Genomic DNA, 21,429 nt, shown 5'->3' on the forward strand with positions numbered 1-21,429 from the left:
TCTCAAGTGGGTCGTTTGGGGGTGAGGACGGCGGCCGCGAGGGCCGAGACGGCGGCGGCGACCGCGGCGAGGACGAACCCGTGGGTGAAGCCGTCGAGGGTGTCGCCGACGAGGCTGGCGGCGGCGACGCTGGAGATGACGGCGGCCCCGATGGACGCGCCGAACTCGTGGAAGGTGCTGACGATGCCGGAGGCGACGCCGGACTCGTGCGGGGCGACCTGGCCGAGGGCGGTGGCGGACGCGACGACGAACATCGCGCCGGTTCCGGCGCCCGCGATGGCCGTCCCGACGGCGACGGTCGCGGTGTGCATGGACAGTGCCGGTATGGCCATGCCGATGGCGGCGGTGAGGAGTCCGCCGACGGCGAGCGGCCGTGCTCCGGTGCGGGCGATGGCGCGGCCGGTGAGGTCGGCGCCGAGCATGGTCGCCGCCGCGACCGGCAGGAACAGCAGGCCGGTGCGCAGGGCGCCGTAGCCGTGCGCGTGCTGGAAGTAGAAGGTGCCGAGGAAGAACACCGCGATCATCAGGGCGGTCGCCATGAGGATCAGGAAGGTGCCGGTGGCCACCGGCCGCCGCACCAGCAGCGCGAGGTCCATCATCGGGGACGCGGCGGTCCGTTGCCTGACCACGAAGGCCAGGTAGCCGAGGGCGGCGACCAGCACGAGCAGCCCGGTACCGCTGGTGAGCCAGCCGTGGTCTCCGGCGCGGACGAAGGCGTAGATCAGGCTGCCGGACGCGGCGGTGACCAGCAGCGCGCCGAGCGCGTCGAGCCCGCCGCGCGTCCGGGGCGCCTCCTGCCGGGGCAGCATCCGGGCGAGCGCGGCGACGATGACGATGCCGATGGGCACGTTGATGTAGAACACCCATGGCCAGCCCGGGCCCGCGGTGAGGGCGCCGCCGAGCAGGACGCCGAGCGCGGCGCCGCCCCCGCCGAGCGCGGACCAGACACCGAGTGCCTTGTTGCGCTCCTCGCCCTCGAACAGGCTCACCACGAACGACAGCGCGGACGGCGACAGCAGCGCCGCGCCGAGCCCCTGGGCGATCCGTCCGCCGAGCAGTAGCCCGGCTCCTCCGGCGAGGCCGGTCACCAGGGACGCGGCGGTGAAGACCGCCAACCCGGTGAGGACGACGCGTTTGGCGCCGAGCAGGTCGGCGGCGCGCCCGCCGAGCAGCATGAGGCCGCCGAAGGTCAGGGTGTAGGCGCTGACCGTCCAGGTCACGGCCTGGCGGCTCAGATGCAGGTCGGCCTCGATGTGAGGCAGTGCGATGGCGACGACGGTGACGTCCAGGATCAGCATGAGCTGGGCGACTCCGAGGAGGCCGAGGATCCGCCAGCGCAGCGGATGGGGCTTGTTCTCCTGGGCGGCCGTGGTGCGGGTCTGGTGCGTCATGACGCCCCTCCATTCTTAACTCGTACTTCCATGTACGAGTTCAATGCCGGGGAGGGTAACATGTATTCCGGGGTACGAGTTAGCATGGGGCATGCCCACAGCCAGTCCCGGGCGGCGCCGCCGCGCGGACGCCGAGCGCAGCATCGCCCGCATCGTCGGTGCGGCACGCGAGTGCCTGAGCAGAGATCCGAACGCCAGCATCGACGACATCGCCAAGCACGCCGGGGTGGGCCGGATGACGCTCTACGGCCACTTCCCCAACCGCGCCGAACTGGTCGAGGCCGCTTTGGCGGACGCACTGCGCGCGGGCGAACAGGTGCTCTCGGCCATCGACCTCGCCGGCGACGCGCGGGACGCGCTCACCCGGTTGCTCGAATCAAGCTGGTCGCTGGTCGCCGAGTCCACGGCGTTGCTGGCCGCCGCTCAGGGCACCCTTCCGGCCGGACGCATCCGCGAGTTGCACTCCGCGCCCGCCCAGCGCGTGGAAGAACTGATCCACCGAGGCCAGGAGCAAGGCGTGTTCCGCACCGACATGCCGCTCACCTGGTTGGTCAGTGTCATCCAGTACGTCCTGCACGGCGCGGCCGAAGAGAACCGCACCGGCCGCCTCACGCAACAGGAAACGGGCCGCATCGTCACCGAAACCGTACAGTCGATTCTCGCCCCACCCCCAACAAGCGACGCATAACGACGGGGGCAGACTCAGTCGAACTGCCAGTCTCTACGTCACAATCATGCTGTTGAGACGGGAATACCTGGCCATCAATTACGCGTGGATGCGAGGAAGCATGGCTACAAAGAGCGACTTCTACACCAGTGTGCTGCCCCAGGTCGCTCGCGAGGCGGCGGAAGCGGCCGCCGCGTTGGTCCCGCGTGCGATCGATCCGTCCTCGCTCGGTACTGGGGTTCTCATACCGTTCCCACAACTCACTCGAGCACTACAAAAGGCGCTCTTCGCGTACGAAGAACGCCCTGGGCAGAGAGGAAACACGGGTGCGCCGTCAGGGACTTGAACCCCGAACCCGCGGATTAAGAGTCCGCTGCTCTGCCAATTGAGCTAACGGCGCGTGTCGGACGGGGCTCCGGCCTTGGCCGGTGTCCCTCGCGACAGGAAGAACAGTACCAGGGGCCGCGGACCTGTGCGAATCGGTTAGTCCTTGGCCGGGAGCACGCTCATCATGCCGCGCCAGAGGGCGATGGCGGTGGCGCGGGAGCTGACGCCCAGCTTGGCGTAGATCCGGTTGACGTGGTTCTTGACGGTCTTCTCGCTGAGGAAGAGCTGGCGGGCGATCTCGCCGTTGGAGCGGCCGGTGGCGATGAGGTCCATCACCTCGGACTCGCGGGCGGACAGGCCCAGGGATACGCGGGACGCGTCGCGGACGCCGCGGATCAGGTCAAGGACGGTGAACGCGCCCGGTACGAGATGACCGCAGGCGCCGCCCCGGATGGCGACCTCGACGCACTGGTCGCCGGCGGACGCCAGGACGAATACGCGGGAGGTGCGGCTCAGTGGGGTGGCGTGGCCGGTGCGGGCGGAGTCGGCGTCCAGTAGAACGATGTCAGGACGCAGGCGTTCAGCCAGCTCGACGGCGTCACCGGCCGTGGCGGTCTGTGCAATGACCTCAAGCTCGTCGCTGTCGTCGAGTAGAGCGACGACGTCCGCGCGGACGCGGGGGTCGCCGTCCACCACGAGGACGCGCAGTGGGGCCGTTTCGTCGACACTCATCCGCTGCCCTTGGGGTGTCGTTGGGCGTTTATAAGGACGGAGCATAACCGGCCGATCATCCTGAGTCGATGAACCGCGCCATGAAGAAGCCGCTGTCCGGGCGACCCGGGCTGGTTTCGGGCGATACGTCCTTCGTGGCGGGCCAGGCGAGCGCCGCACAGGTCAAGGTCCGCAAAGCAGCGGATATTGCCCATCTGCGGGAGATGCCGTGCGTATGAAGGCATGTCCGTAGCCGATCAATCCACCGACCTGACCGAGTCGGCTACCGGCGCCCACGACCTTGGAACCTTCCTGGCACGGCTCCCCGCTGACGGCGTGTCCCTGCGGGTGGACGCCCGGCTGACCTCGATCTCGCGCAACCGGCCTTCAGTAAGCGAGCGCTTGCGGAGCAGCGGGAAGTCGGTGGGTATCGGCCGCTCGGCGGAGGAGCTTCAAGGCGCCAGGCGGCGATTCTCAACTGAGTTGGAGGCGCCGGCCGCGCACGAATGGCTCGCTAAGATCGCGTGCTGGACGGCCGATCATCTGCTTCGAAGCTAAGCAGAAGCGCCGCCACCGCGACATGGTGGGGTTCAGGGACCGCGGCCGAACTCGCCCTCTGGCCTCATTCAGCGGTCGATTTTGCTGCTCATCCGGTTCCAGGCTATGTACGCCTTGCCGTCGAACTTCCGAAAGGCGTTGCGGGCAAGCAGTTCCCGAAAGTGATCGAGTAGAGCCGCATCCACCCGGTTGGTGGCACATCAACCTGAATTCCTGCGACTCATATCGTTTCGCCGTAGGGCCCAAATAATTTGATGCAGCCTCGACGGTAATCAGGACTTGCATGCCCTTCCCTAGGTGACCGGGCAGCTTCACTGGCGTCTCGCGGGGCTCCGGCCCGGAACCAGGATGGCTGCTCCGCAGCGGTCACCCTCGGTTCCTTGCGAGTCCCCTGGGTGAGGGCCCGCGCTGAGTCCACCTGGCACCAGCTCCTGACCGCATCCGGCGGCGCCGGGGCTCGCTGGTCGGTCGAAATCACGTACATGGGTGCAAAAATGATCAGATCAGCTCACAGGTGGTAAACCCGGCCAAGAGGACCGAGTGTGACGGGCGTAGTCATCCTCAGGCCGGGCCCGGTTCTGGGGCGCCAGATCGTTCCAGAAGAGCAAGATGGCGCGCGTGCGGTCCGGCGATGTCGTGTTGTTCACAGGACAGAAGAAGGTCTGCGCTATCGGGGAAGTCGGCGTCCTCCTTGAAAACGCGGCTTTCGCCGACACTCTCTGGACTCCGGGTGAGGGCGGAAGCTGGAACCACATCTACAGTCTGCTGAGCTTCCAGCCCACAGAGATTCCCTACGAGGAGATCTGGGCGCTGCCGGGGTTCAACGCCGGTGACAACTTCATGGGGCTTCGGATACTGGATGCCGGTAAGGCGGAAGCGGTGCTCCAAGGGCTCGGGATCGCTCCGTCCAGCGACCTTCAGCACGAGCTTGCTCAGGAGGACGCGGTCGCTCAGGCGCTCGCCCACGGTACACAGGTGGTGGACCTGGAGAAGGTCCACACTGCCCAGGCCAGTTACCGGACCGCTGGGCGGCAGATTCTCGTTCGCCGCGCGGAGGCCTTGCTTGTCCGCGAGTACGTCGAGAGCTTGGAAGCCTGCGAGACGGGACGGTTGCGGACGCCTGTCGGCATCACGGACATCCATATCACGGGACCCGGTGGTACCGAGATCGTTGAAGCGAAGAGCGGTTCCGGACACCGGTATGTGCGCGATGCTCTGGGTCAGCTTCTTGATTATGCACCCCATAGTCCTCAGCCCGCCGACAGGCTTGCCGGGCTGTTTCCGGAGCGGCCGGACGAAGTCTCCGTCATGCTTCTGCATCGGTACGGGGTGAATTGTGTGTACCGGCAGGCGCCGGGGACGTTCGTGCGGCTATCCGCACCGGCGACGGCACCGAAGGTCTGGACGGTCGGCTCAGGGCAGGATGGGTAGGGTGCGGGCGCGTTGTCTGGCTGTGGAGCTGATCTCGGTGAGCTGGGCGTGGAATGCGTTGTGCTTGTTCTGGTCCAGGTTGAGGGGGAGGTCGAGCTGGTTGATTAGCTCGGTTTCCTGAAGCCAGGGCTCGGGGTCCATGTTCCAGCACACGAGGGCGTGCTCGGCCATCCAGGCCGTGAGCTGTTGTTCGCCGTGCTTGCCGAACGTCATGCGCGTGCCGCTGCCGACGCGCCGGAGTTCGAGGCCGAGCAGGCAGCCGAGGGTGCGGCGGAGGGTGGATCCCTCCGCGTTGCCGCGGTAGTGGTTACGGACCCTGGTTCGGAGGGTCTGCTTGCTGCGCCGTGAGGTCATTCTGCGCGGCGCGATCCCCACGTACAGCAATTGCCGGGGAGGCAGCGAGGGGTGGGGCGGGACGTCGAAGTGCCAGCCGTAGACGCCGGGAGCGGCCGGGACGGGGGTGGGTCTGGCGAGGACCTCGGCGGCAGTCCAGAGGCGGTCCGGGGCAAGGAGCTTGGTCGCGAGCGTTTCCGTGGGGGGCGTCATGGCGGCTCCCGGCGCGATTCCGAGATGGGTCCTGGGAATGAGAAAGGCCTGGCCACTGTCGGTGACCAGGCTCTTTGCTTGGGGTGAGTGAGGGGACTTGAACCCCCGACATCTTGGACCACAACCAAGTGCTCTGCCAGCTGAGCTACACCCACCGTGGCCGGGAGCGCGTCCCGGCTTTCAGTAGTGTAGCGGGTTCTGCCGGGTGGGTCAGCCGGTGACGCCGGACGCCAGGGTGCGGGCGGTCTCGGAGTCGGGGCCCGGCTGGGGGACGAAGACGGCGGCGCGGTAGTAGCGGAGTTCCTGGATGCTCTCGGTGATGTCGGCGAGGGCGCGGTGGCCGCCCTTCTTCTCCGGGCTGGCGAAGTAGACGCGGGGGTACCAGCGGCGGGCCAGTTCCTTGATGGAGGAGACGTCCACCATGCGGTAGTGGAGGTGGCCGTCGAGGGAGGGCATGTCGCGGGCCAGGAAGGAGCGGTCGGTGGCGATGGAGTTGCCGCAGAGGGGGGCCTTCTTGGCGTCCTTGACGTGGGTGCGGATGTAGGTGAGGACGGTGTCCTCGGCCTCGGTCAGCGTGACGCCGCCGGGGAGGGCCTCCAGCAGGCCGGACGTGGTGTGCATGTCCCGCACGACCTTGGTCATCTGGGCGATCGACTCCGGCGGGGGCTTGATGATGACGTCGACGCCCTCGTCCAGGATGTTGAGTTCGCTGTCGGTCACCAGCGCGGCTATCTCGATGAGCGCGTCGTGACGCAGGTCGAGTCCTGTCATTTCGCAGTCGATCCAGACCAGCCGCTCGTTCATGGGTTCACCCTACGACCATGAACGACTGCGCGGGGCATCGAGACGGGTCGATTTACGAGGTCGGAGCCGTTTCGGTACCGCGGGCGGCGATGTGCGGAGGGACGGAAATGCCGGGGCGGAGCAATGGGTCGGGGGACGGGGTGCCGAAGGTCTGGCTCACGGGGACCACTCCGGCCCAGAGGTCGAGGGAGTAGTCCTCCTCGTCGTCTCCGGGCGGGCCCTGCCGCATCTTGACGGACGCCTCGTCCAGGGAGAGGGCGAGGACGGTGGTGGCCGCGAGTTCCTTGCGGGTGGGCTGGCGGGCGACGTCCCACTGGCCGGGGGCGAGGCGGTCCACGATCGCGCGGAGGCCCGCGAGCTTCTCGTCGCCGGTGGTGAGGCGGGGGGTGCCGTAGATCACGGCGCTGCGGTAGTTGATCGAGTGGTGGAACAGGGAGCGGGCGACGACGATGCCGTCCAGGTGGGTGACGGTGACGCAGATCTCCTGGGACGGGGCGGCCATGAGGCTGCGCGCGCCGGTGGAGCCGTGGACGTAGAGGGTGTCGCCGGAGCGGCCGTAGCCGGTGGGCAGGACGCGGGGCGCGCCGTCCACGATGAGGCCGAGGTGGCAGATCATGCCGTCGTCGAGGATCGCGTGCAGGACGGAGCGGTCGCCGGTGGAGCGCTCGGGGTAGCGGCCGAGGCGGGTGCGGTCGGTGGCGGAGAGTGCGGTCATGTCCGTTTACGCTAGGTGGAGAGTGGCCTGGTCGGTAGTGCCACTTGGGCCCGATAGCCGGAGACCAGTTTGTTGATAGACCTACCCCTCGTCGTTGACCGGCACGCCGGGGAGCCGATGAACGCCCAGCTCGTGGCGCAGTTGCGCGCGGCGATGCGGGACGGGCGGCTCGCCGCCGGGGAGCGCCTGCCCGGCAGTAGAGCGCTGGCGGCACTGCTCGGTGTGAGCCGGACGGTGGTGACCGAGGCATACGAGCAGCTGTACGCGGAGGGGTGGTTGGAGGGGCGGCACGGTTCCGGGACGTATGTGACCGACGGCGTCGCGCCCGTGCCGCTGCCCAAGCCGATCGTGGACCAGGCCGTCTACCGGACGTCGGTCCCGGGGATGCTCGACCTGCGCGCCGGGGTGTCGTGGGTCGGGGCGCTGGACACGCCCGCGTGGCGGCGGGCGTGGCGGATCGCGTCGGGGATGCCGCCGCAGGAGCGGCAGGAACCGCACGGGATGGCGGAGCTGCGGGTGGCGCTGGCCGACTACACGCGGCGCAGCCGGGGGGTGAGCTGTCCGGCGGAGGGGCTGCTGGTCACGCGGGGGGCGACCAGCGGGCTCGATCTGCTGGCGGCGACCGTGCTGCGGCCGGGCGACCGGGTCGGGGTGGAGGAGCCGGGGTGGCCGCGGGCGTGGACGGTGCTGGCGGGACGGGGCGCGGTGCCGGTGCCGTGCCCGGTGGACGAGCACGGGCTGGTCGTCGACGGGCTTCCGGACGATCTGCGGCTGATCTACACGACGCCCTCGCACCAGTTCCCGCTGGGCGGGGTGCTGCCCGTCCGGCGCAGGCAGGCGCTGCTGGCGTGGGCGCGGCGCACCGGGGCGCTGGTGGTGGAGGACGACTACGACGGCGAGTTCCGCTACGACGTCGGGCCGCTGCCCGCGCTGTACGGCTTGGACCCGGACGTCGTCGTCTACCTGGGCACCACCGCGAAGATCCTCACCGCGGACATGGGGGTCGGCTGGCTGGTGGGACGGCCGGACCTGGTCGCGGCGATCGCCTCAAGGCGGGAGGAGTTGAACGACCGGACGGCGGTGGTGCCGCAGCACGCGCTGCGGCTGCTGCTCGAACGCGGCGACCTGGACCGCTACGTCCGGCGGATGCGGGGCGAGTACGCGCGGCGGCGCGAGGCCGTGGTCGGGGCGCTGGACGGGTTGCCCCTGCAAGGCGACACCGCCGGCCTGCACCTGGTCGTGGCCGTGCCGGGCGCGGTGGCGGACCGGGTCGTCGACGCGGCGGCCGAGCGCGGCGTGCTGGTGGAGACGCTCGACCGCTGCCACCGCGGCCCCGGCGGGCCGTTCACCGGTCTGGTGATCGGTTACGGGTCCGCGCCGGGGCTCGCCGATCTGCGGTGGGGCTGCGGGCTCGTCCGCGACCTCGTCCTGGAGAACCGCTAGTTCGACATCGCGCGGGGGCGTGCGCCGGGGGCGGCCAGGTGGTCGGGCGGCGCGGCGACCGAGAGCGGAGCCGGACGGGCCGGGACGGGGGTGGGCCCCGGCGGCGTGTGGTCGGGGCCGGGGCCGGGACGGGCGTTCTCACCCGCGCGGGTCGGGCGCGGCACGAGCCGGGCGCCGGCCGGCTCGGGGATCGGGCCGCGCGTCGTGGGCAGCGGCGCGACCGGCGTGTTCGGGCCGGTGATGCGGCGGATGTCGATGCCGCCCGGGTCGGGACGGTCGGCGACGGGGACCTGCGAGGCGCCGAAGTGGCCGCCGCGGGCCCAGTCCTTGCGGGCGCGCAGCGAGTGGTAGGACTGCGGGGACGGCAGCGGCGGTCCGGCGGGCCAGCGGCGCTCGATGCCCCAGGTGTCCAGCCAGCCGACGATCGTCTCGACGCCGATCATGAGGGCGGCGGTGAACGGGACGCGGGCCTGGCCGATCACGACGATCTGGAGGCAGGCGCGGCCCTCGCGGCCGACGGGGTCGCCGAGCAGCCGGGCGGCGCGGGTGGCGGGCAGCGTCTGGATGATCTCGCCGGTGCCCGGATGCCAGACCAGGTGCGCGGGCCGGTCCTCCTTGACCATGTCGGCGGCGACCGAGCGTGCCGAGACGGTACGGGGGTCGGACTCGCTGGCGAACCAGACGACCCTTGGCGCGCCTCCTCCCAGTCTTCCCCCGTCCTGTCGCGCCGGCATGCGGCCGGCTCCCGGCAGCCATGCGTCTGCCACGGTGTGTCCCCCCAATCGGGCGGTCTAGCCCCGAGTGGTCTAGTCCCTGTAGTAGCCCAGCGGGACACAAAAGTCCAGCTTGCCGCCATGGGCCGGATATGGCGGCATTCGACCTCCATGCCGGAAGAGGTCCACTCTGCTCGGGTGTCGTCGCAGATGCGTACCCCGGCCGTACTCCGAATCCACCTTGCGGTCGGGGATTCCTGTGCAAGTTTCACGTCCCGCGGTGGGTTCAGGGTACGTACTCGCAGGTCAGCGTCCAGACTGGGGGGAGGCTGAAGGCTGCCTGAACGGCGACCGGAAGTGGCCGACGGCGCCGGTATACGTACCGGTCGCGCCGCGCGTCGAGAATGCGTCGTCGCAGGTCACGCCGTGGGCAAGGCGGCTCAGGCGGTCGAGAGGGCAAAACGGGGGACGCGCGCCCGGGGCCCGCCACGGGCGCGCGTCCTGTCCGCGACGATTGTCAGCAGACGGTTCTCAGCAATGGTAGGAGACGCCCGCGGAGGCGCCGGGGGAGAACGACACGGATCCGCTGCGGCTGCCGAGGCAGAGGCCGTTCTCGTCGCGCCAGACGCGCACGGTCGTCGACTGGCCCGCCGACAGGCTTCCGGAGCCGCCCGCCTCCACCGGGCCGCTGGTGCTGGTCACGCGCCAGGACACCGGGCCGCCGACGGCCGTGATCCGGACGGCGCACCAGTCCTCGTAGCCCATGCTGCACCCCGCCGCCGACAATGTGCCGGGCTGGGACGGCGGCGGCGGGTCGTCGTTGTCCTTCGGCGGCGGTGCCGTCGTCGTCGAGGTGGACTTGGAGGGCGTCTTGGACGGAGACTTCGACGGCGACGCGGACGGGGACTTCGACGGCGACGCCGACGTCCGCGAGGGGGACGGGCTGGTCGGCGAGGGGTCCGCGCTCGTCCCGGTCGGGGAGCCGCTGCCGCTGTCGCCCGGGGCCGGGCCGGACGCGCCGGCCTGGGGGGAGGAGCCGCCGCCGTCCTCCTCGCCGCCGAACGCCGACATCGCGCCGACCAGCACCACGACCGCGGCGACCGCGGCGGCGGCGACGCCGATCAGCGGGCCGCGGCGGCGGCGCGACTCGCGGTCGCGGGCGCGCGAGGGGGCGGGCTCGTAGGGGAGCGGCCAGCCGTACTCGTCGAACGGCTCGGTCCAGGCGGCGATCGCGCGCCGGTTGTCGGCGCGGTCGGCGGCGGTCGCGGCGGTCAGCACGTCCAGCCGCAGGTCGGCGGGGATCGCGGCGATCGGCAGCACCGACAGCAGCCGGTCGGGGGGCAGCGGCGGGGTGTCGCGCTCGCCGCACACCGGGCAGCTCCCGACGTGCCGGACGAGGGACGCCGAGGTCTGCGGCGACAGCGGCCACGACTCGGTCAGCGCGGAGACGCTGGGGCAGTCCTTCCAGTGGTTCTGCGCGATGAGGGCGGCGTGCAGGGCGGCGGCGAGGTCCTCGCGGGACTCCTCCACCAGTCGCAGGGTCTCCTCCAGCGGCATGCCGAACACGCCGGACAGGTCGACCTCGTCCAGCTCGTGCCGCACCGACAGGTCGATGGCCTCGCGCTGGCGCCCGGTGAGCGCGGCGAGCGCGCTGTGGGCGAGCAGGCGCCGCTCCTCGCGGCGGGCCAGCTGGTCGTCGGTGAGGTCGTCGTCGGCCTCCGGCGCCTCCTGGCCGGTGTGCCGGTTCGGGCTGTCGCGCCGCCGCATGCACTCCTTGCGCGCGATCGCGTACAGCCAGCCGCGCAGCCGGTCGGGCTCGTTGAGCCGTCCGACGTGCTCGCGGGCCGCGATGACGCAGTTGCGCAGCGCCCCGGCGGCCTCGACGCGGTCGCGCAGCAGGCCGTGGCAGTAGTCGTAGAGGAACGGCGCGTAGGTGTCGTAGACCTCGGTCAGCGCGATGACGTCGCCGTCGCGGAGCGCTTCCGCGAGCCTGATGTCGTCGGACTGCCCGGGCCCTGGCTCACCGGCCACGGGATCCCTCCAGATGAATCGGGGACGTTGATCGTGCGCCCGGAGAACGCGTCCCCGGGCGAGCGCCGACGCCTGACCGCCCGCACTGGTTGCCCGATCTTGCCACCAAGTTCCTGGATTTTCTCCCCTATGTGCGGATTTATGTGACCAGCACGGTACGCCCCGTGGCCGTCTGTCCTCGTAGAGACGGGGTTTCGGCTTCGAATGTGATGTGGATCACTCTTGACTTTCGGGGCGCCCTCATCACTCTTCGGGACACGCCAGAGTGATCGACGCGGCGCCGCTGGGGGAGAAGCTCACCGATCCCGATCCGACGCCCGGGGGACACCCGCCGTTGAGCGTGACCGTGACGGGTTGCGAGCCGCCGCCGGCGACCCGTCCGCCGCCCGGGCTGACGCTGAGGAAGGAGGAGCGACCCGCGACATGCCAGTTCACGGGCCCGCCGGACGCCGACAACGTCACCGTGCAGCTGCCGCCGGGCGCGCTGATCGTGCAACCGCTCGCCGCGAGCGTCCCGGGCCGCGAGTGGGTCGGGGACGAGTGGGGCGGACGGGTCGACGGGCGCCGCGTCGGCGTCCGCGTCGGGGTCGGGGTGGTCGGCGACGGCGTCGTCGGCGTGGGCGTCGGCGTCGTGCTCTCCGTCGGCGTGGGCGAGTCCGACGGCTCGTCGCTCTCGCTGGGCGACTCCGACGGGTCGTCCACGGACGCCGACGTGCTCCCGGCGGGGCCCGAGGCGCCCGTCGGCTTGTTGGACGAGTCGGGCATCAGGAAGAACGCCCCGGCGACGATGAGGACGACCGCGGCGGCCGCGGCCAGCGCCGGCCAGAGCGCGCGCGGCGACCGCCGGGACGGCTCGTCCGGCGGCGCGGTCTCGCCCGCGACCATCGGCCAGCCCTGGCCGTCGAACGGCCCGGCGCGGTGCGCGATCGCGGTGCGGTCGGCCGACAGCGCCGGGTCGGTGGCGGTCGCGAGCACGAGGCCGCGCAGGTCGGTCGGCATCATCGCGACCGGCAGCACCTGGAGCAGCCGCGCCGCCGACAGCCGCTCGCGCCGGGCGTGGCAGACCGGGCAGCCGCCGATGTGCTCGGCCACCCGCTGCGCGAGCGGCGGCGGCAGCGGCCAGGGGGCGGCGCCGACGAGGGCGGAGAGTTCGGGGCAGTCGTCGCGTCCGGTGCGGGCGACGAACGCGACGGCGAGCGCCTCGTCGAGGCGGACGCGGGCCTCGGCGACCAGCGCGGTCGCCTCCTGGCCGTCCATGCCGAGGACGCCGGAGACCTCCAGCGGGTCGAGGCCGTGCCGGAGCACGAGGTCGAGCGACTCGCGCTCGCGTCCGCGCAGGCCCGCCATCGCGCCGTGGACGAGCTGCCGCGCCTCCTGCCGCCGGGCGCGCTCCGCGTCGTCCACGAAGCCGTCCTCGACCTCTGGAGCCTCGCGCCGCTCCACGGGACGGTCTGGAGCGCGCAGGCGGCGCAGGCACTCGCCTCGAACGAGCGCGTACAGCCAGGCGCGGAACCACTCGGGTTCGCGCAACGCGTGCACATGCGCATACGCGGCGATGAGCGCGTCGTGCAGGGCGCCTGCGGCGAGCTCCTGGTCGCGCAGCAGCGCGTGGCAGTAGTCGTAGAGTCGCGCGGCATAGCGGTCCATAACCTGGATGAGCGCGCCGGGGTCACCGGCGGCGAGCGCGCGCGCGAGCCGTTCGTCGTCTGCGCGGTCGAGGCTGGGCCAACCGGACACGAGGGCCTCCCGAGCTTGGGTGAAGCGATCCCCGGCGGACGGTCCACCGGGGATTTCAGCCGTTCGATGGGGGATACTCGCCGGGGGCCGGGGTCGGCCAGCACACCCTTGGCGGGGGGCGTTCCGCTGGGGCGGGACGTCCTGCGAAAGAGGTCTTCCGCGAAGAGCGGGGCGTCCTGCGAAAAGGGAATCCGCTTCCCCGTGAAGGGGATTCCTTCTCCCGCGCCGGGGGAATTCGCCCCCGGGGCCGGCGGCCGACCGGCCAGGACCGGTGGGCCGGAACCACTCCCCGTCACCGACAGGGAGGGAAGAGGTCGGAGGCCCGACGGCCCCGCTCCCCGTCGGGCCTCCACTTAGAATGACGGGCGGCTCGCGCGTCCGGTTGACACCGGAGCACGGGAAAATCGAGAACTTCGAACCGTGTCCGGAAGATCACGAAGTGATGCGCCGGGACAGCATCTTGAGAAAGATCTTTGAAATCTCCTGCGGCGTCATCGCGATCTGGACGTTACCCCCCGTAGCCGACGCGATCTGCTCCAGCTCGGCGCGGTCCACGCCCTTCCCGAACCCGATCATGTTGACCTGGATCGGCTTGTTCGGGTCCTGCATGGCCCGCAGCTCGGCCAGCGCCTCCTTCAGCGACGGTCCGCCCGGATCGTCGTTCTTGCCGTCGGTCATCAGCAGGATCGAGTTGCCGAACTCCGGCTTGTAGGACCGGTTCATCGCCTTGTAGGCGGCGAGCATCGTCCGGTAGAGGCCGGTGTCGCCGTCCGGCTTCGGCTTCATCTGGTTCAGCCACGACAGGACGAGGCCGCGCCGCGTGTTGGACCCGACGCGCTCGCCGAGCGGCCCGACCGGCACCGTCTCCCGGTAGGGGAGCCCGCCCCGCATGTTCGTCGAGAACAGCCACTGCCCGAGCTCGGTGTCGTTCGACATCATGCTCAGCCCGCCCTGCGACACCTGCGCGATCGCCTGGAGCCGGTTCGTGTGCGGGGCGACCTCCTCGGCCATCGACCCCGACACGTCGACCAGCGTGAGGATGCGCAGCCCGAGCGACAGCTTCGACCACGCCTGCATCACCTGCGTGACCTCGGCGGCCTGCGGCATCGGCAGCTGGCGCGGGCGGGCCGGGCTGACGCCGGTCTTCTCGCCGAACGTCGGCGGCGCCTTCCCGTCCGGCGACCGGAACCCGGCGTCGCGGACGTCGTTCTTGGTCGCCTCGGTGCTCATCGCCTCCTCCAGCAACCGCGCGGCCTTGCTCTGGTCGTCGTCCTCCGCGGTGATCGTGAACGGGTAGTCCATCGACAGCGTGCCCTCGAGCGGGTACAGCGCCACGGCGGGCTCGGCCGGGCCGCCCCGGTCGTACTTCCACAGCGCCTGCTCCGACGACAGCGAGATCGGCTGCTTGCCCGTCCGGTCCTTGCGGAAGTGCGTGAACTGCTCCTCGACGTCCGGGACGATGCTCTCCCGCACCGTCCGCACGATCCCGGTGAAGATCGACTCCTTGTTCGGGTCGTTCGCCAGCAGCGCACTGGTGATCATCAGGGAGCCCATCCCGGCCGCGTTGCGCGTCGGGTCGGGGACGAGCAGCCGCACCGACCCCGCCGGGATCATCTGGTTCTTGGTCACCGCGCCGCCCGCGACACCGCCCGCCGCCTTCAGCAGGTTGTCCCAGGACGGGGTGGCCGTGACGCCCGACCGCTTCAGCTGTTCCGCGAGCGTCTGGGGGAGGCCGACCACGATCGGGCTCGTCGCCACCGACGTCTTCGTCGGCACGATCGTGTTCTTCTGCTTCGTCTCGCCGCTCTGGCCCTGCGCGAGGGACGGCCACAGGGAGGAGTCGGGGATCCACACGTCCGGACGCTGGTTGGAGGCGTTCGCCACCCCCTGACCGGACAGCAGCGTCGCCACCGAGGCGGGCTCCACGCTCCGCACGTTCGCGCGGACGCACCTGTCGCCGACCTTCTCCTTGCCGTCGTTGAACCGCTCGGCCGCCTTGGTCACGACCGGCGCGATGTCGGGCGCGGCCGCGACCGAGAGGCTCAGCGCGTCGCCGCCGCAGTCCGACCCGCTCTCGGCGAACGCGTACACGCCGACGCCGAGCAGCAGCGCCAGCCCGATCGCCCCGGCCATCGGGCCGATCAGCGCGGCGAGGCTGCGCTTGCGCCTGCGGTGCCCGTACTCGCCGCTTCCGTACTCGCCGCTTCCGTATCCGCCGGAGCCGCGGGGGCTGCTCGGGGGGATGCCCGGCCCGCCGGGTCCGCTCGCGCCGCCGAAGAAGCCGGACGGTCGCTCGGCGGAACTGCGCAGCACGTCGTACTCGCCGGGCGGCGGGGCGCTGCCGGGGTAGCCGCGCGGTGACGCCGCGGGTTCGGAGGGATACAGGTTCGGAGGTTCCGTCCCTTGGCCCCCTTGGTCCCTTTGACCCCCGTGGCCCTCTCGGCCCCCGGGCTCCTCGGCGCCGTAGACGCCGTACCCTCCGGGGCCGTAGACGGGCTCCTCGGACGACCGTCGCGGTATGAACCACGACGGGGTCTCGCCGGACCCGGGCGGCGGCCCCTGGGGCATCTGAGGGCCTTGTGGGGATTGCGAGCTTTGCGGCGGGCGCGGGGCCTGAGGTTCGTGCGCGGGCGGCGGGGGTGGCATCGGACGACCCTCCCGGGTTCCGAACCAATCGGACGACCCGTCGTTGGCGGGACCGAAAACAGGCGCGCCGGGGTCGTTCCCGTCCTCGCCGATGCCTTCGGGGAAGTCATCGCGATGGCGTCCGCTCATGGCTGCCCTCGATTCACCAGATACCCGCCGATGCCATGCGGCACTGTAGTAGTACGCACTAGAGGTTACAAAGACCTCAAAACTGATGATGACGCAGGTCATCGGCGTGCGACCCGGTCACCTCGGGCCCCTTCGACTCTCGTGACCGCCCGCGATCGGAACGGCACTCCACGGCGCGGAAAACGATCTTTCTCGGCCAATCAAGATCAAATTAAGCCGGGTTTCCGGTGCGCCGGGCAATGCCGTTTCCCCTGGGTTCGGGGCATGCCGCGCGCCCCGGCACAATTGGGGGATGGCCCGCCTGGTACCCGTCTCCGACCCCGCCGACCCGCGCCTCGCCGACTACGTCCGGCTGCGGGACGTGAACCTGCGCAAGAGCCTGGAGGCCGAGCACGGGCTGTTCGTCGCCGAGGGGGAGAAGGTGATCCGCCGCGCGGTCGGCGCCGGTCACCCCGTCCGCTCGCTGCTGATGGCGCGCCGCTGGGCCGAGCCGCTGTCCGACGTCCTGGACGGCGTGGACGCGCCGGTCTACATCGCCGACGACGCCACCATGGAGGGGCTCGTCGGCTTCCAGGTGCACCGGGGCGCGCTCGCGTCCCTGGAGCGGCTGCCCCTGCCCCCGGTCGAGTCGGTGCTGCGGGACGCCCGCCGCGTCCTCGTACTGGAGGACCTGGTCGACCACGGCAACGTCGGCGCCATCTTCCGCTGCGCCGCCGCGCTCGGCGTGGACGCCGTCGTCCTGTCGCCGCGCTGCGCCGACCCCCTCTACCGCCGCTCGGTGAAGGTGTCGATGGGCGCGGTGTTCGCGATCCCCTACGCGCGTTTGGCGGGCTGGCACGACGGGCTCGCCCGCCTTCGCGGCGCGGGCTTCACGCTGCTGGCCCTCACGCCCGACGACGCGGCCGTCCCGCTCGACAAGGCGCCGCTGTCGGGACGCGTCGCGCTGATGCTCGGCTCCGAGGGCGACGGCCTGTCCTCGCACTGGATCCACGAGGCGGACGAGGCCGTCCGCATCCCCATGAGCCCGGACGCCACGTCCGCCGGGGTGGACTCGCTCAACGTCGTCGCGGCGGCGGCCATCGCCTGCCACACTCTCGTCGGCGCGCCGGACGTCCCGTAGCGGGCCCCTACTTGGCTAGTGGCCCCTACTTGGCGAAGGTGCCGCGCCGCGTACGGCGGTGCATGCCCCTCGCCCGCCGCGCCGCCGCGGCGGCCGCCGCGCTCGGCGTCCCCTTGCGGCCGAGGCGGAGCTGCGTCAGCAGCAGCGAGAACACCACCAGCAGCGCCGCCAGCCACGCGATCTGCGTGCTGGCCATCCGCTCGAACGTCAGGTCCTGCGCGACCGGCGCCTTGTTGTTGCGCAACCGGCTGACCGGCGTCGCGTCGGCGAGGTTCGGCGCGACCTGCGGGCTCGGCGCGGCGATCGGCGGCGGCAGCGCCACCTCCGGGCTCTTGTCGAAGTTCGGCGTGGGCGGGACGTAGGTTCCGTTCCCGGAACTCGACCCGGTACCGCTGTTCGTCCCGGTTCCGGTCCCGGTGCCAGAACCAGTACCGGTTCCGCTGCCCGAACCGCCCGTCCCGGTGCCGCCGCTGCCGGTGGTGCCGTGGCCGCTGCCGCCCGAGTCGTGGCCCTTGCCGCCCTTGTCGGACGACCCCTTCCCGCCCTTGCCCTTGTCGTCGCCCTTCTCCGGCGGCTTCTGCTTGGGCGCCTTGAACGTCACCGTGACCGGTTTCGGGTCGGCCTTCTGGCCGTCGTCCGTGCTCACCTTCACGGTGAGCGTCACCTTGAGGTCCTTCTTGATGCTCTTGGGCACGGTCACCCGCGACCTGATGAACTCGCGGTCGCCGTCGACGGCCCCCAGCTGGCAGCCCACCGACTCGAACGGCTTCAGGCACTGGCCGTCCAGCGTCGCCTGCTTGGTGCTCAACTGGATGTCGGTGATCCGCACGTCCTTGACGGGGCCGCCGTGCGTGATGAAGTAGGTGTTCACCACGATCGTCTTGCCCGCGTCCGTCGAGGACACGTCCGGGACGACGTCCACCGAGAGCTTCCCGGGCTTGACCGGTTCCCCGGACGGGTCGCCGGGCGGGTCGCCGGTCGGAGCCGTCGAACCCGAAGCCGACGTGGACGGGGAAGGCCCGTCGTACGCGAAAGCGACCGCGGATCCGGAGCCCGCGGCGAGCACCGCCGCCGTCCCCAGCCCTACGATGATCGGTTTTACCGCCGATCGGGAGACCACCGCCGCCGCACCTCCGCCGCGTCGCCATTGAGCGCCTGAGCCCCGGATCTTTACCCGGGGAGTCCACACCGGAATCATGCGAACACGGAACTACTGTTCAAATCAACCCCGGTTGAGCCCTGCCGTCGATCAGATGAACTCCTCGCGCACGTCCTCGATCTCCGAGCCGGGCGCCCACGCCTGCCAGATGCCCTGGTCGACGCGGTCCAGCCCGAGCCGCTCGGCGGTCGGGGCGCGTCCACCGGCGTACTCGACCCGGAGCCAAGTTTCATGCTCCCCGACGATCACGAAGCGCTCCCCGCGCCAGGCGCACGTCGTCCGGACATAGCGCAGGTCCTCGATCTCCGACGCCGGGACGATCCGCCGGAACCGTCCCGGACGCAGCTCCTCGAACCCGTCGGTGGGCTCGGGCGCGTACAGCCGGACCTCGCCGTCCGCGCCCGGCGCGGCCTCGAAGTCGCGGCCGAGCCAGCGCGCGACGTACCCGTCCCGGATCACTGCGCCGCCTCCGATCGGCCGTCCCAGCCCTCGGGACCGGTCGCCGCGTCCGGCCGCAGCCAGGCGAGCCTGTCGGGGTCGTACATGGCCACGAAACGCTCGGACCGGTCGTGGCCGAGATAGTACATCTCCGCTCCGTAGGGCAGCCGGACGCTGTCCACCTTGTACTCCCGGATCGATCCCGCGCTGCCCGGCGCGAACCCGGTGCCGAGGAACGGCGGCCGTTCGATCACCCACCCGGCGTCGCCCCAGGCCGCGAGCTCGGCCTCGTCCTGTCCGCCGAACGGGGTCCGGTACAGGTCGGGGCAGTACGCGGGCCACCGGATGACGTACACGCCCTCGTCCGAGGGCGAGAACGACGTGTCCTCGTACAGCAGGCCCAGCGCCTCGTACAGCTGGACGGGCGTCTGCAATTCCGTCACGTCCGCCGTCGGGTGGACGAACCCGCCGACGCGGTCGTATCCCTGGTCCAGGTACCAGCCGACATGGCCGTGCGGGACCACCTTCTGCATGATGGTCGGCTGCGCGACCCGGTCGCCCTCGAAGTAGGGCTGCCGCTCCACGGCCTGCGGAACATCTTCGACGACGGCCCGCGGCGGCACCTCCCGCACCACGTCCTGCGCCGTGACCAGCGGCGACGGCTCCGGCGGCGGCAACGGCACCTCGGGCCGCGCCGGGACGAGCCCGACCCGCACCGCCCACTCGCTCAGCGCCAGCACCTGGTCGCCGCGCAGCGACGCCCCGATCCGCGTGCCCGGGTTGAGCAGCATCGCCCAGTCCTCGCGGGGCCACGCCGCGATCAGCTCCCGGAAGTCCGCGTACACGAACCGCGACTCAGGCAGCACCTCCCGCAGCCGCACGAGCGAGGTGAACACCCGCACGGACGACGCGCACTGGAGCGCCGCGTCCCACCGGAACTCCTTCTGCACCGGCGTGACCTCGAGCGGCGCGTCCTCCGGGATGGGCACCAGCACGTTCGCGTTGAGCAGCACCCGCAGGAACGCGTCGGAGTCGCCGCCGAGCGTCGCCTCGTACAGCTCCTGGTCGATGCGGTTGCCGGGCTCGAACTCCGGCTCGGACGGCTCGGGGGGCGCCTCCACGACGTCCGGCGCCACGGCCTCGGGCGCGGGGACGTCCTCCCTGGGCTGCCCGCTCAACGCCCGCACCTGCTCGCCCGGCATCGTCGCGTCGATCGGCGTCCCCGGGTTGAGGACCAGCGTCCACGACACGTCCGGCCACGCCGACACCATCTCCAGCAGCGTCGGCATCACGAACCGCGACGACCCGATCGCCTCGTTCATCCACTTCAGCGACGTGAACAACTGCACGCACACCTCGCCGTGCACGGCCACCGGCCGCCACGGGAAGTCCGGATCGTCCGGCGCGATGCCCCACGGCGTATCCGGCTCCGCCGGGACGAGCACCTGCGCGCCCAGCAGCACCTTGAAGAACGCGTCGGTGTCCCGCCGCGTCGCCGCCTCAAACAACCGCTGCTCGACGTCGTTCTGCGGCTCGAACCCGTCCGTCATCCGCTGGACGGCCCGCTGGTCGGCCCACCGCGCGAGCCCCGGCAACTGCTGCGCCAGGATCGTCCCGCCCGCCGGCGACCCGGAGTTGATCGCCAGTGGCCACTCCCGGTCAGGCCAGTACCGCAGCACGACCGTGAACGGAACCTTGATGTACTCCGTCCCCGTCCCGGCCGCCCGCGCCGCCTCGATCAGCCGCTCGGGCGAGGTGAACACGGGCACCACGGTCGCCCCGTCCACCTCCCGCGTCTGCCACGGGAACCCGGCCCGCCCCGGCCGCAGCGTGTAGTCCATCTCCTCGGGCGTGGGCAGCAGCACCTCCGCCCCCGCCATCGTCTGCAAGAACAGGTCATGGTCGTTGTTCGCGGCGGCCCGCAACAACTCGCGCTCGACCTCGTTGGCAGGCTGGAACGCCGGCCGCGCCCCCTCCCGCTGCAACCCCCGATGCTGGGCCTGCAACTCCTCCCACTCACCCGCGTCCCCGGCCCCCGAAGCCGCATCCGCACCCCGCCCAGCCTCCGGCACCCCAGGCTGCCCCTGCGAGCCGGAGACGCCAGGCGCACTGAGTCCGTCCTGCGCAGGCTGTTGCGCCTGCGCAGCAGCCTCTTCCGGCCCGGCAGGGTGACCTTGCGTGGAGTGCGGCCCCTGCGTGGTGGCCTCACCACGCGCGGTGCGCTCCCCCTGCGCGCTGAGCCCATCCCGCGCGGACGTGCTGGCCTGCTCTGGTCCGATGGGGTGGCCCTGCGTGGAGTGCGGCGCCTGCGAGGCAGCTTCGCCATGCGCGCCGGACACGCCCGACGCGCCGACTCCGTCCTTCGCAGAGTGCGGTGTCTGCGTTGTGGACTCGCCGCGTGCGGCGTGCTGGCGCGACCGGCCTAGCTCGTCCCGCATGGTGTGTTGCTCTGGCGCGTCAGGCTGCCCCTGCGCGGCGAGTCCATCTTGCGCGGGCGTGCCGGCTTGCTCTGGCCCGATGGGGTGACCTGGCGCGCTTTGCCGCGCCTGCGGGGCAACTTCGCCATGCGCGCCGGGCTGCCCCTGCGCAGTGCGCTCTGTCGTGCCGGGCTGCCCCTGCGGGCCGGACGCGCTCGGCGTGCCGGGTCCGTTCTGCGTGGGGTGTTGGCCCTGCGCGGCTGCCTCTTCTGGACCGGCCGGGTGGCGTTGCGTGGAGTACGGCGCCTGCGCGGTGCCTTCACCGTGTGCGGGAGGCTGCCCTTGCACACCGTGTGGCGCGCGCGGCTCGTCCCGTGCGGGGGGTGGCTCCGTCGCGCCGGGCTGCCCCTGCGCGCTGAGTCCGTCTCGCGCGGGCGTGCTGGCTT

18 protein-coding genes and 2 tRNA genes are annotated in these 21,429 nt (G+C 71.4%); 6 read left to right on the forward strand and 14 right to left on the reverse strand.

Features of this window, described 5'->3' with window-relative positions; all coding sequences use genetic code 11:
- Positions 1-2: 2 nt before the first annotated feature.
- Entirely contained in the window at positions 3-1,391 is a 1,389-nt protein-coding gene (locus K2F47_RS17530) for an MFS transporter (protein ID WP_242904619.1), read from the reverse strand.
- 91 nt (positions 1,392-1,482) lie between these two features.
- Here K2F47_RS17530 and K2F47_RS17535 point away from each other — a divergent pair, with 91 nt between their 5' ends.
- Positions 1,483-2,079, forward strand: a complete 597-nt coding sequence (locus K2F47_RS17535) for a TetR/AcrR family transcriptional regulator (RefSeq protein WP_242904620.1) — start codon at positions 1,483-1,485, stop codon at positions 2,077-2,079.
- Positions 2,080-2,385: 306 nt separating this feature from the next.
- On the opposite strand, the gene K2F47_RS17540 is transcribed toward K2F47_RS17535, so the two are convergent.
- Together K2F47_RS17540 and K2F47_RS17545 are read right to left on the reverse strand one after the other, a co-directional pair.
- Positions 2,386-2,458 (reverse strand) — tRNA-Lys (locus K2F47_RS17540).
- A gap of 83 nt (positions 2,459-2,541) precedes the next feature.
- Entirely contained in the window at positions 2,542-3,117 is a 576-nt protein-coding gene (locus K2F47_RS17545; protein WP_242904621.1) for a response regulator transcription factor, read from the reverse strand.
- Positions 3,118-3,185: 68 nt separating this feature from the next.
- Here K2F47_RS17545 and K2F47_RS17550 point away from each other — a divergent pair, with 68 nt between their 5' ends.
- The 3 genes from K2F47_RS17550 (at position 3,186) to K2F47_RS17560 (ending at position 5,085) form a co-directional block, all read left to right on the forward strand.
- The gene (locus K2F47_RS17550) at positions 3,186-3,335 is read left to right on the forward strand and encodes a hypothetical protein (RefSeq protein ID WP_242904623.1); all 150 of its coding nucleotides are present in this window, start codon (positions 3,186-3,188) and stop codon (positions 3,333-3,335) included.
- 4 nt (positions 3,336-3,339) lie between these two features.
- Complete coding sequence (locus K2F47_RS17555; protein WP_242904625.1) at positions 3,340-3,654, forward strand: hypothetical protein; 315 nt, start codon at positions 3,340-3,342, stop codon at positions 3,652-3,654.
- Between the two features lie 609 nt (positions 3,655-4,263).
- On the forward strand, positions 4,264-5,085 hold the full coding sequence (locus K2F47_RS17560; RefSeq protein ID WP_242904627.1) for a hypothetical protein: 822 nt from the start codon (positions 4,264-4,266) through the stop codon (positions 5,083-5,085).
- On the opposite strand, the gene K2F47_RS17565 is transcribed toward K2F47_RS17560, so the two are convergent.
- The 4 genes from K2F47_RS17565 to K2F47_RS17580 form a co-directional block, all read right to left on the reverse strand.
- Positions 5,068-5,631, reverse strand: coding sequence for a GIY-YIG nuclease family protein (locus K2F47_RS17565; RefSeq protein ID WP_242904629.1), 564 nt, complete (start codon positions 5,629-5,631; stop codon positions 5,068-5,070). The two genes, K2F47_RS17560 and K2F47_RS17565, sit on opposite strands and share 18 nt — an antisense overlap.
- A 79-nt stretch (positions 5,632-5,710) precedes the next feature.
- Positions 5,711-5,786, reverse strand: a tRNA-His gene (locus K2F47_RS17570).
- A 55-nt stretch (positions 5,787-5,841) separates the two neighbouring features.
- The gene (orn, locus tag K2F47_RS17575; protein ID WP_242904635.1) at positions 5,842-6,435 is read right to left on the reverse strand and encodes an oligoribonuclease; all 594 of its coding nucleotides are present in this window, start codon (positions 6,433-6,435) and stop codon (positions 5,842-5,844) included.
- 52 nt (positions 6,436-6,487) lie between these two features.
- Positions 6,488-7,150: a pyridoxamine 5'-phosphate oxidase family protein gene (locus K2F47_RS17580; protein WP_242904637.1), complete on the reverse strand. Its 663-nt coding sequence runs from the start codon at positions 7,148-7,150 to the stop codon at positions 6,488-6,490.
- A gap of 117 nt (positions 7,151-7,267) precedes the next feature.
- Here K2F47_RS17580 and pdxR point away from each other — a divergent pair, with 117 nt between their 5' ends.
- Positions 7,268-8,593, forward strand: coding sequence for a MocR-like pyridoxine biosynthesis transcription factor PdxR (gene pdxR / locus K2F47_RS17585; protein ID WP_242904639.1), 1,326 nt, complete (start codon positions 7,268-7,270; stop codon positions 8,591-8,593).
- Here pdxR and K2F47_RS17590 read toward each other — a convergent pair.
- The 4 genes from K2F47_RS17590 to K2F47_RS17605 form a co-directional block, all read right to left on the reverse strand.
- Entirely contained in the window at positions 8,590-9,327 is a 738-nt protein-coding gene (locus K2F47_RS17590; protein ID WP_242904640.1) for a hypothetical protein, read from the reverse strand. The genes pdxR and K2F47_RS17590 overlap by 4 nt on opposite strands.
- Before the next feature lie 510 nt (positions 9,328-9,837).
- Positions 9,838-11,337: an RNA polymerase sigma factor gene (locus K2F47_RS17595; RefSeq protein ID WP_242904642.1), complete on the reverse strand. Its 1,500-nt coding sequence runs from the start codon at positions 11,335-11,337 to the stop codon at positions 9,838-9,840.
- Positions 11,338-11,580: 243 nt separating this feature from the next.
- On the reverse strand, positions 11,581-13,074 hold the full coding sequence (locus K2F47_RS17600; protein WP_242904644.1) for a sigma factor: 1,494 nt from the start codon (positions 13,072-13,074) through the stop codon (positions 11,581-11,583).
- Between the two features lie 432 nt (positions 13,075-13,506).
- On the reverse strand, positions 13,507-15,387 hold the full coding sequence (locus K2F47_RS17605) for a substrate-binding domain-containing protein (RefSeq protein ID WP_242904646.1): 1,881 nt from the start codon (positions 15,385-15,387) through the stop codon (positions 13,507-13,509).
- Positions 15,388-16,141: 754 nt separating this feature from the next.
- Between K2F47_RS17605 and K2F47_RS17610 the strand changes: the two genes are divergently transcribed.
- Positions 16,142-16,969 carry a TrmH family RNA methyltransferase gene (locus K2F47_RS17610; RefSeq protein ID WP_242904655.1) on the forward strand — a complete coding sequence of 276 codons (828 nt, stop codon included), beginning with the start codon at positions 16,142-16,144 and terminating at the stop codon, positions 16,967-16,969.
- Between the two features lie 25 nt (positions 16,970-16,994).
- Here the strand turns inward: K2F47_RS17610 and K2F47_RS17615 are convergent, their stop codons facing one another.
- From K2F47_RS17615 to K2F47_RS17625, 3 genes are all read right to left on the reverse strand, one after another.
- Positions 16,995-18,089 carry a hypothetical protein gene (locus K2F47_RS17615; RefSeq protein ID WP_242904657.1) on the reverse strand — a complete coding sequence of 365 codons (1,095 nt, stop codon included), beginning with the start codon at positions 18,087-18,089 and terminating at the stop codon, positions 16,995-16,997.
- Positions 18,090-18,218: 129 nt separating this feature from the next.
- Positions 18,219-18,587, reverse strand: a complete 369-nt coding sequence (locus K2F47_RS17620; protein WP_242904659.1) for a UCP033725 family protein — start codon at positions 18,585-18,587, stop codon at positions 18,219-18,221.
- Positions 18,584-20,551 carry an SseB family protein gene (locus K2F47_RS17625; protein WP_242904660.1) on the reverse strand — a complete coding sequence of 656 codons (1,968 nt, stop codon included), beginning with the start codon at positions 20,549-20,551 and terminating at the stop codon, positions 18,584-18,586. The genes K2F47_RS17620 and K2F47_RS17625 overlap by 4 nt, the downstream gene beginning before the upstream one ends.
- Positions 20,552-21,429 lie beyond the last annotated feature (878 nt).

It is taken from the genome of Actinomadura terrae, from assembly GCF_022751215.1.
GTDB classification, from domain to species: Bacteria; Actinomycetota; Actinomycetes; order Streptosporangiales; family Streptosporangiaceae; genus Spirillospora; species Spirillospora terrae.

Bases quoted from the DNA above. Each gene is read 5' to 3' on its own strand.
- K2F47_RS17530 (WP_242904619.1), bottom strand. From the start codon at position 1,391: ATGACGCACCAGACCCGCACCACGGCCGCCCAGGAGAACAAGCCCCAT.
- K2F47_RS17535 (WP_242904620.1), top strand. From the start codon at position 1,483: ATGCCCACAGCCAGTCCCGGGCGGCGCCGCCGCGCGGACGCCGAGCGC.
- K2F47_RS17545 (WP_242904621.1), bottom strand. From the start codon at position 3,117: ATGAGTGTCGACGAAACGGCCCCACTGCGCGTCCTCGTGGTGGACGGC.
- K2F47_RS17550 (WP_242904623.1), top strand. From the start codon at position 3,186: ATGAACCGCGCCATGAAGAAGCCGCTGTCCGGGCGACCCGGGCTGGTT.
- K2F47_RS17555 (WP_242904625.1), top strand. From the start codon at position 3,340: ATGTCCGTAGCCGATCAATCCACCGACCTGACCGAGTCGGCTACCGGC.
- K2F47_RS17560 (WP_242904627.1), top strand. From the start codon at position 4,264: ATGGCGCGCGTGCGGTCCGGCGATGTCGTGTTGTTCACAGGACAGAAG.
- K2F47_RS17565 (WP_242904629.1), bottom strand. From the start codon at position 5,631: ATGACGCCCCCCACGGAAACGCTCGCGACCAAGCTCCTTGCCCCGGAC.
- orn (WP_242904635.1), bottom strand. From the start codon at position 6,435: ATGAACGAGCGGCTGGTCTGGATCGACTGCGAAATGACAGGACTCGAC.
- K2F47_RS17580 (WP_242904637.1), bottom strand. From the start codon at position 7,150: ATGACCGCACTCTCCGCCACCGACCGCACCCGCCTCGGCCGCTACCCC.
- pdxR (WP_242904639.1), top strand. From the start codon at position 7,268: ATGAACGCCCAGCTCGTGGCGCAGTTGCGCGCGGCGATGCGGGACGGG.
- K2F47_RS17590 (WP_242904640.1), bottom strand. From the start codon at position 9,327: ATGCCGGCGCGACAGGACGGGGGAAGACTGGGAGGAGGCGCGCCAAGG.
- K2F47_RS17610 (WP_242904655.1), top strand. From the start codon at position 16,142: ATGGCCCGCCTGGTACCCGTCTCCGACCCCGCCGACCCGCGCCTCGCC.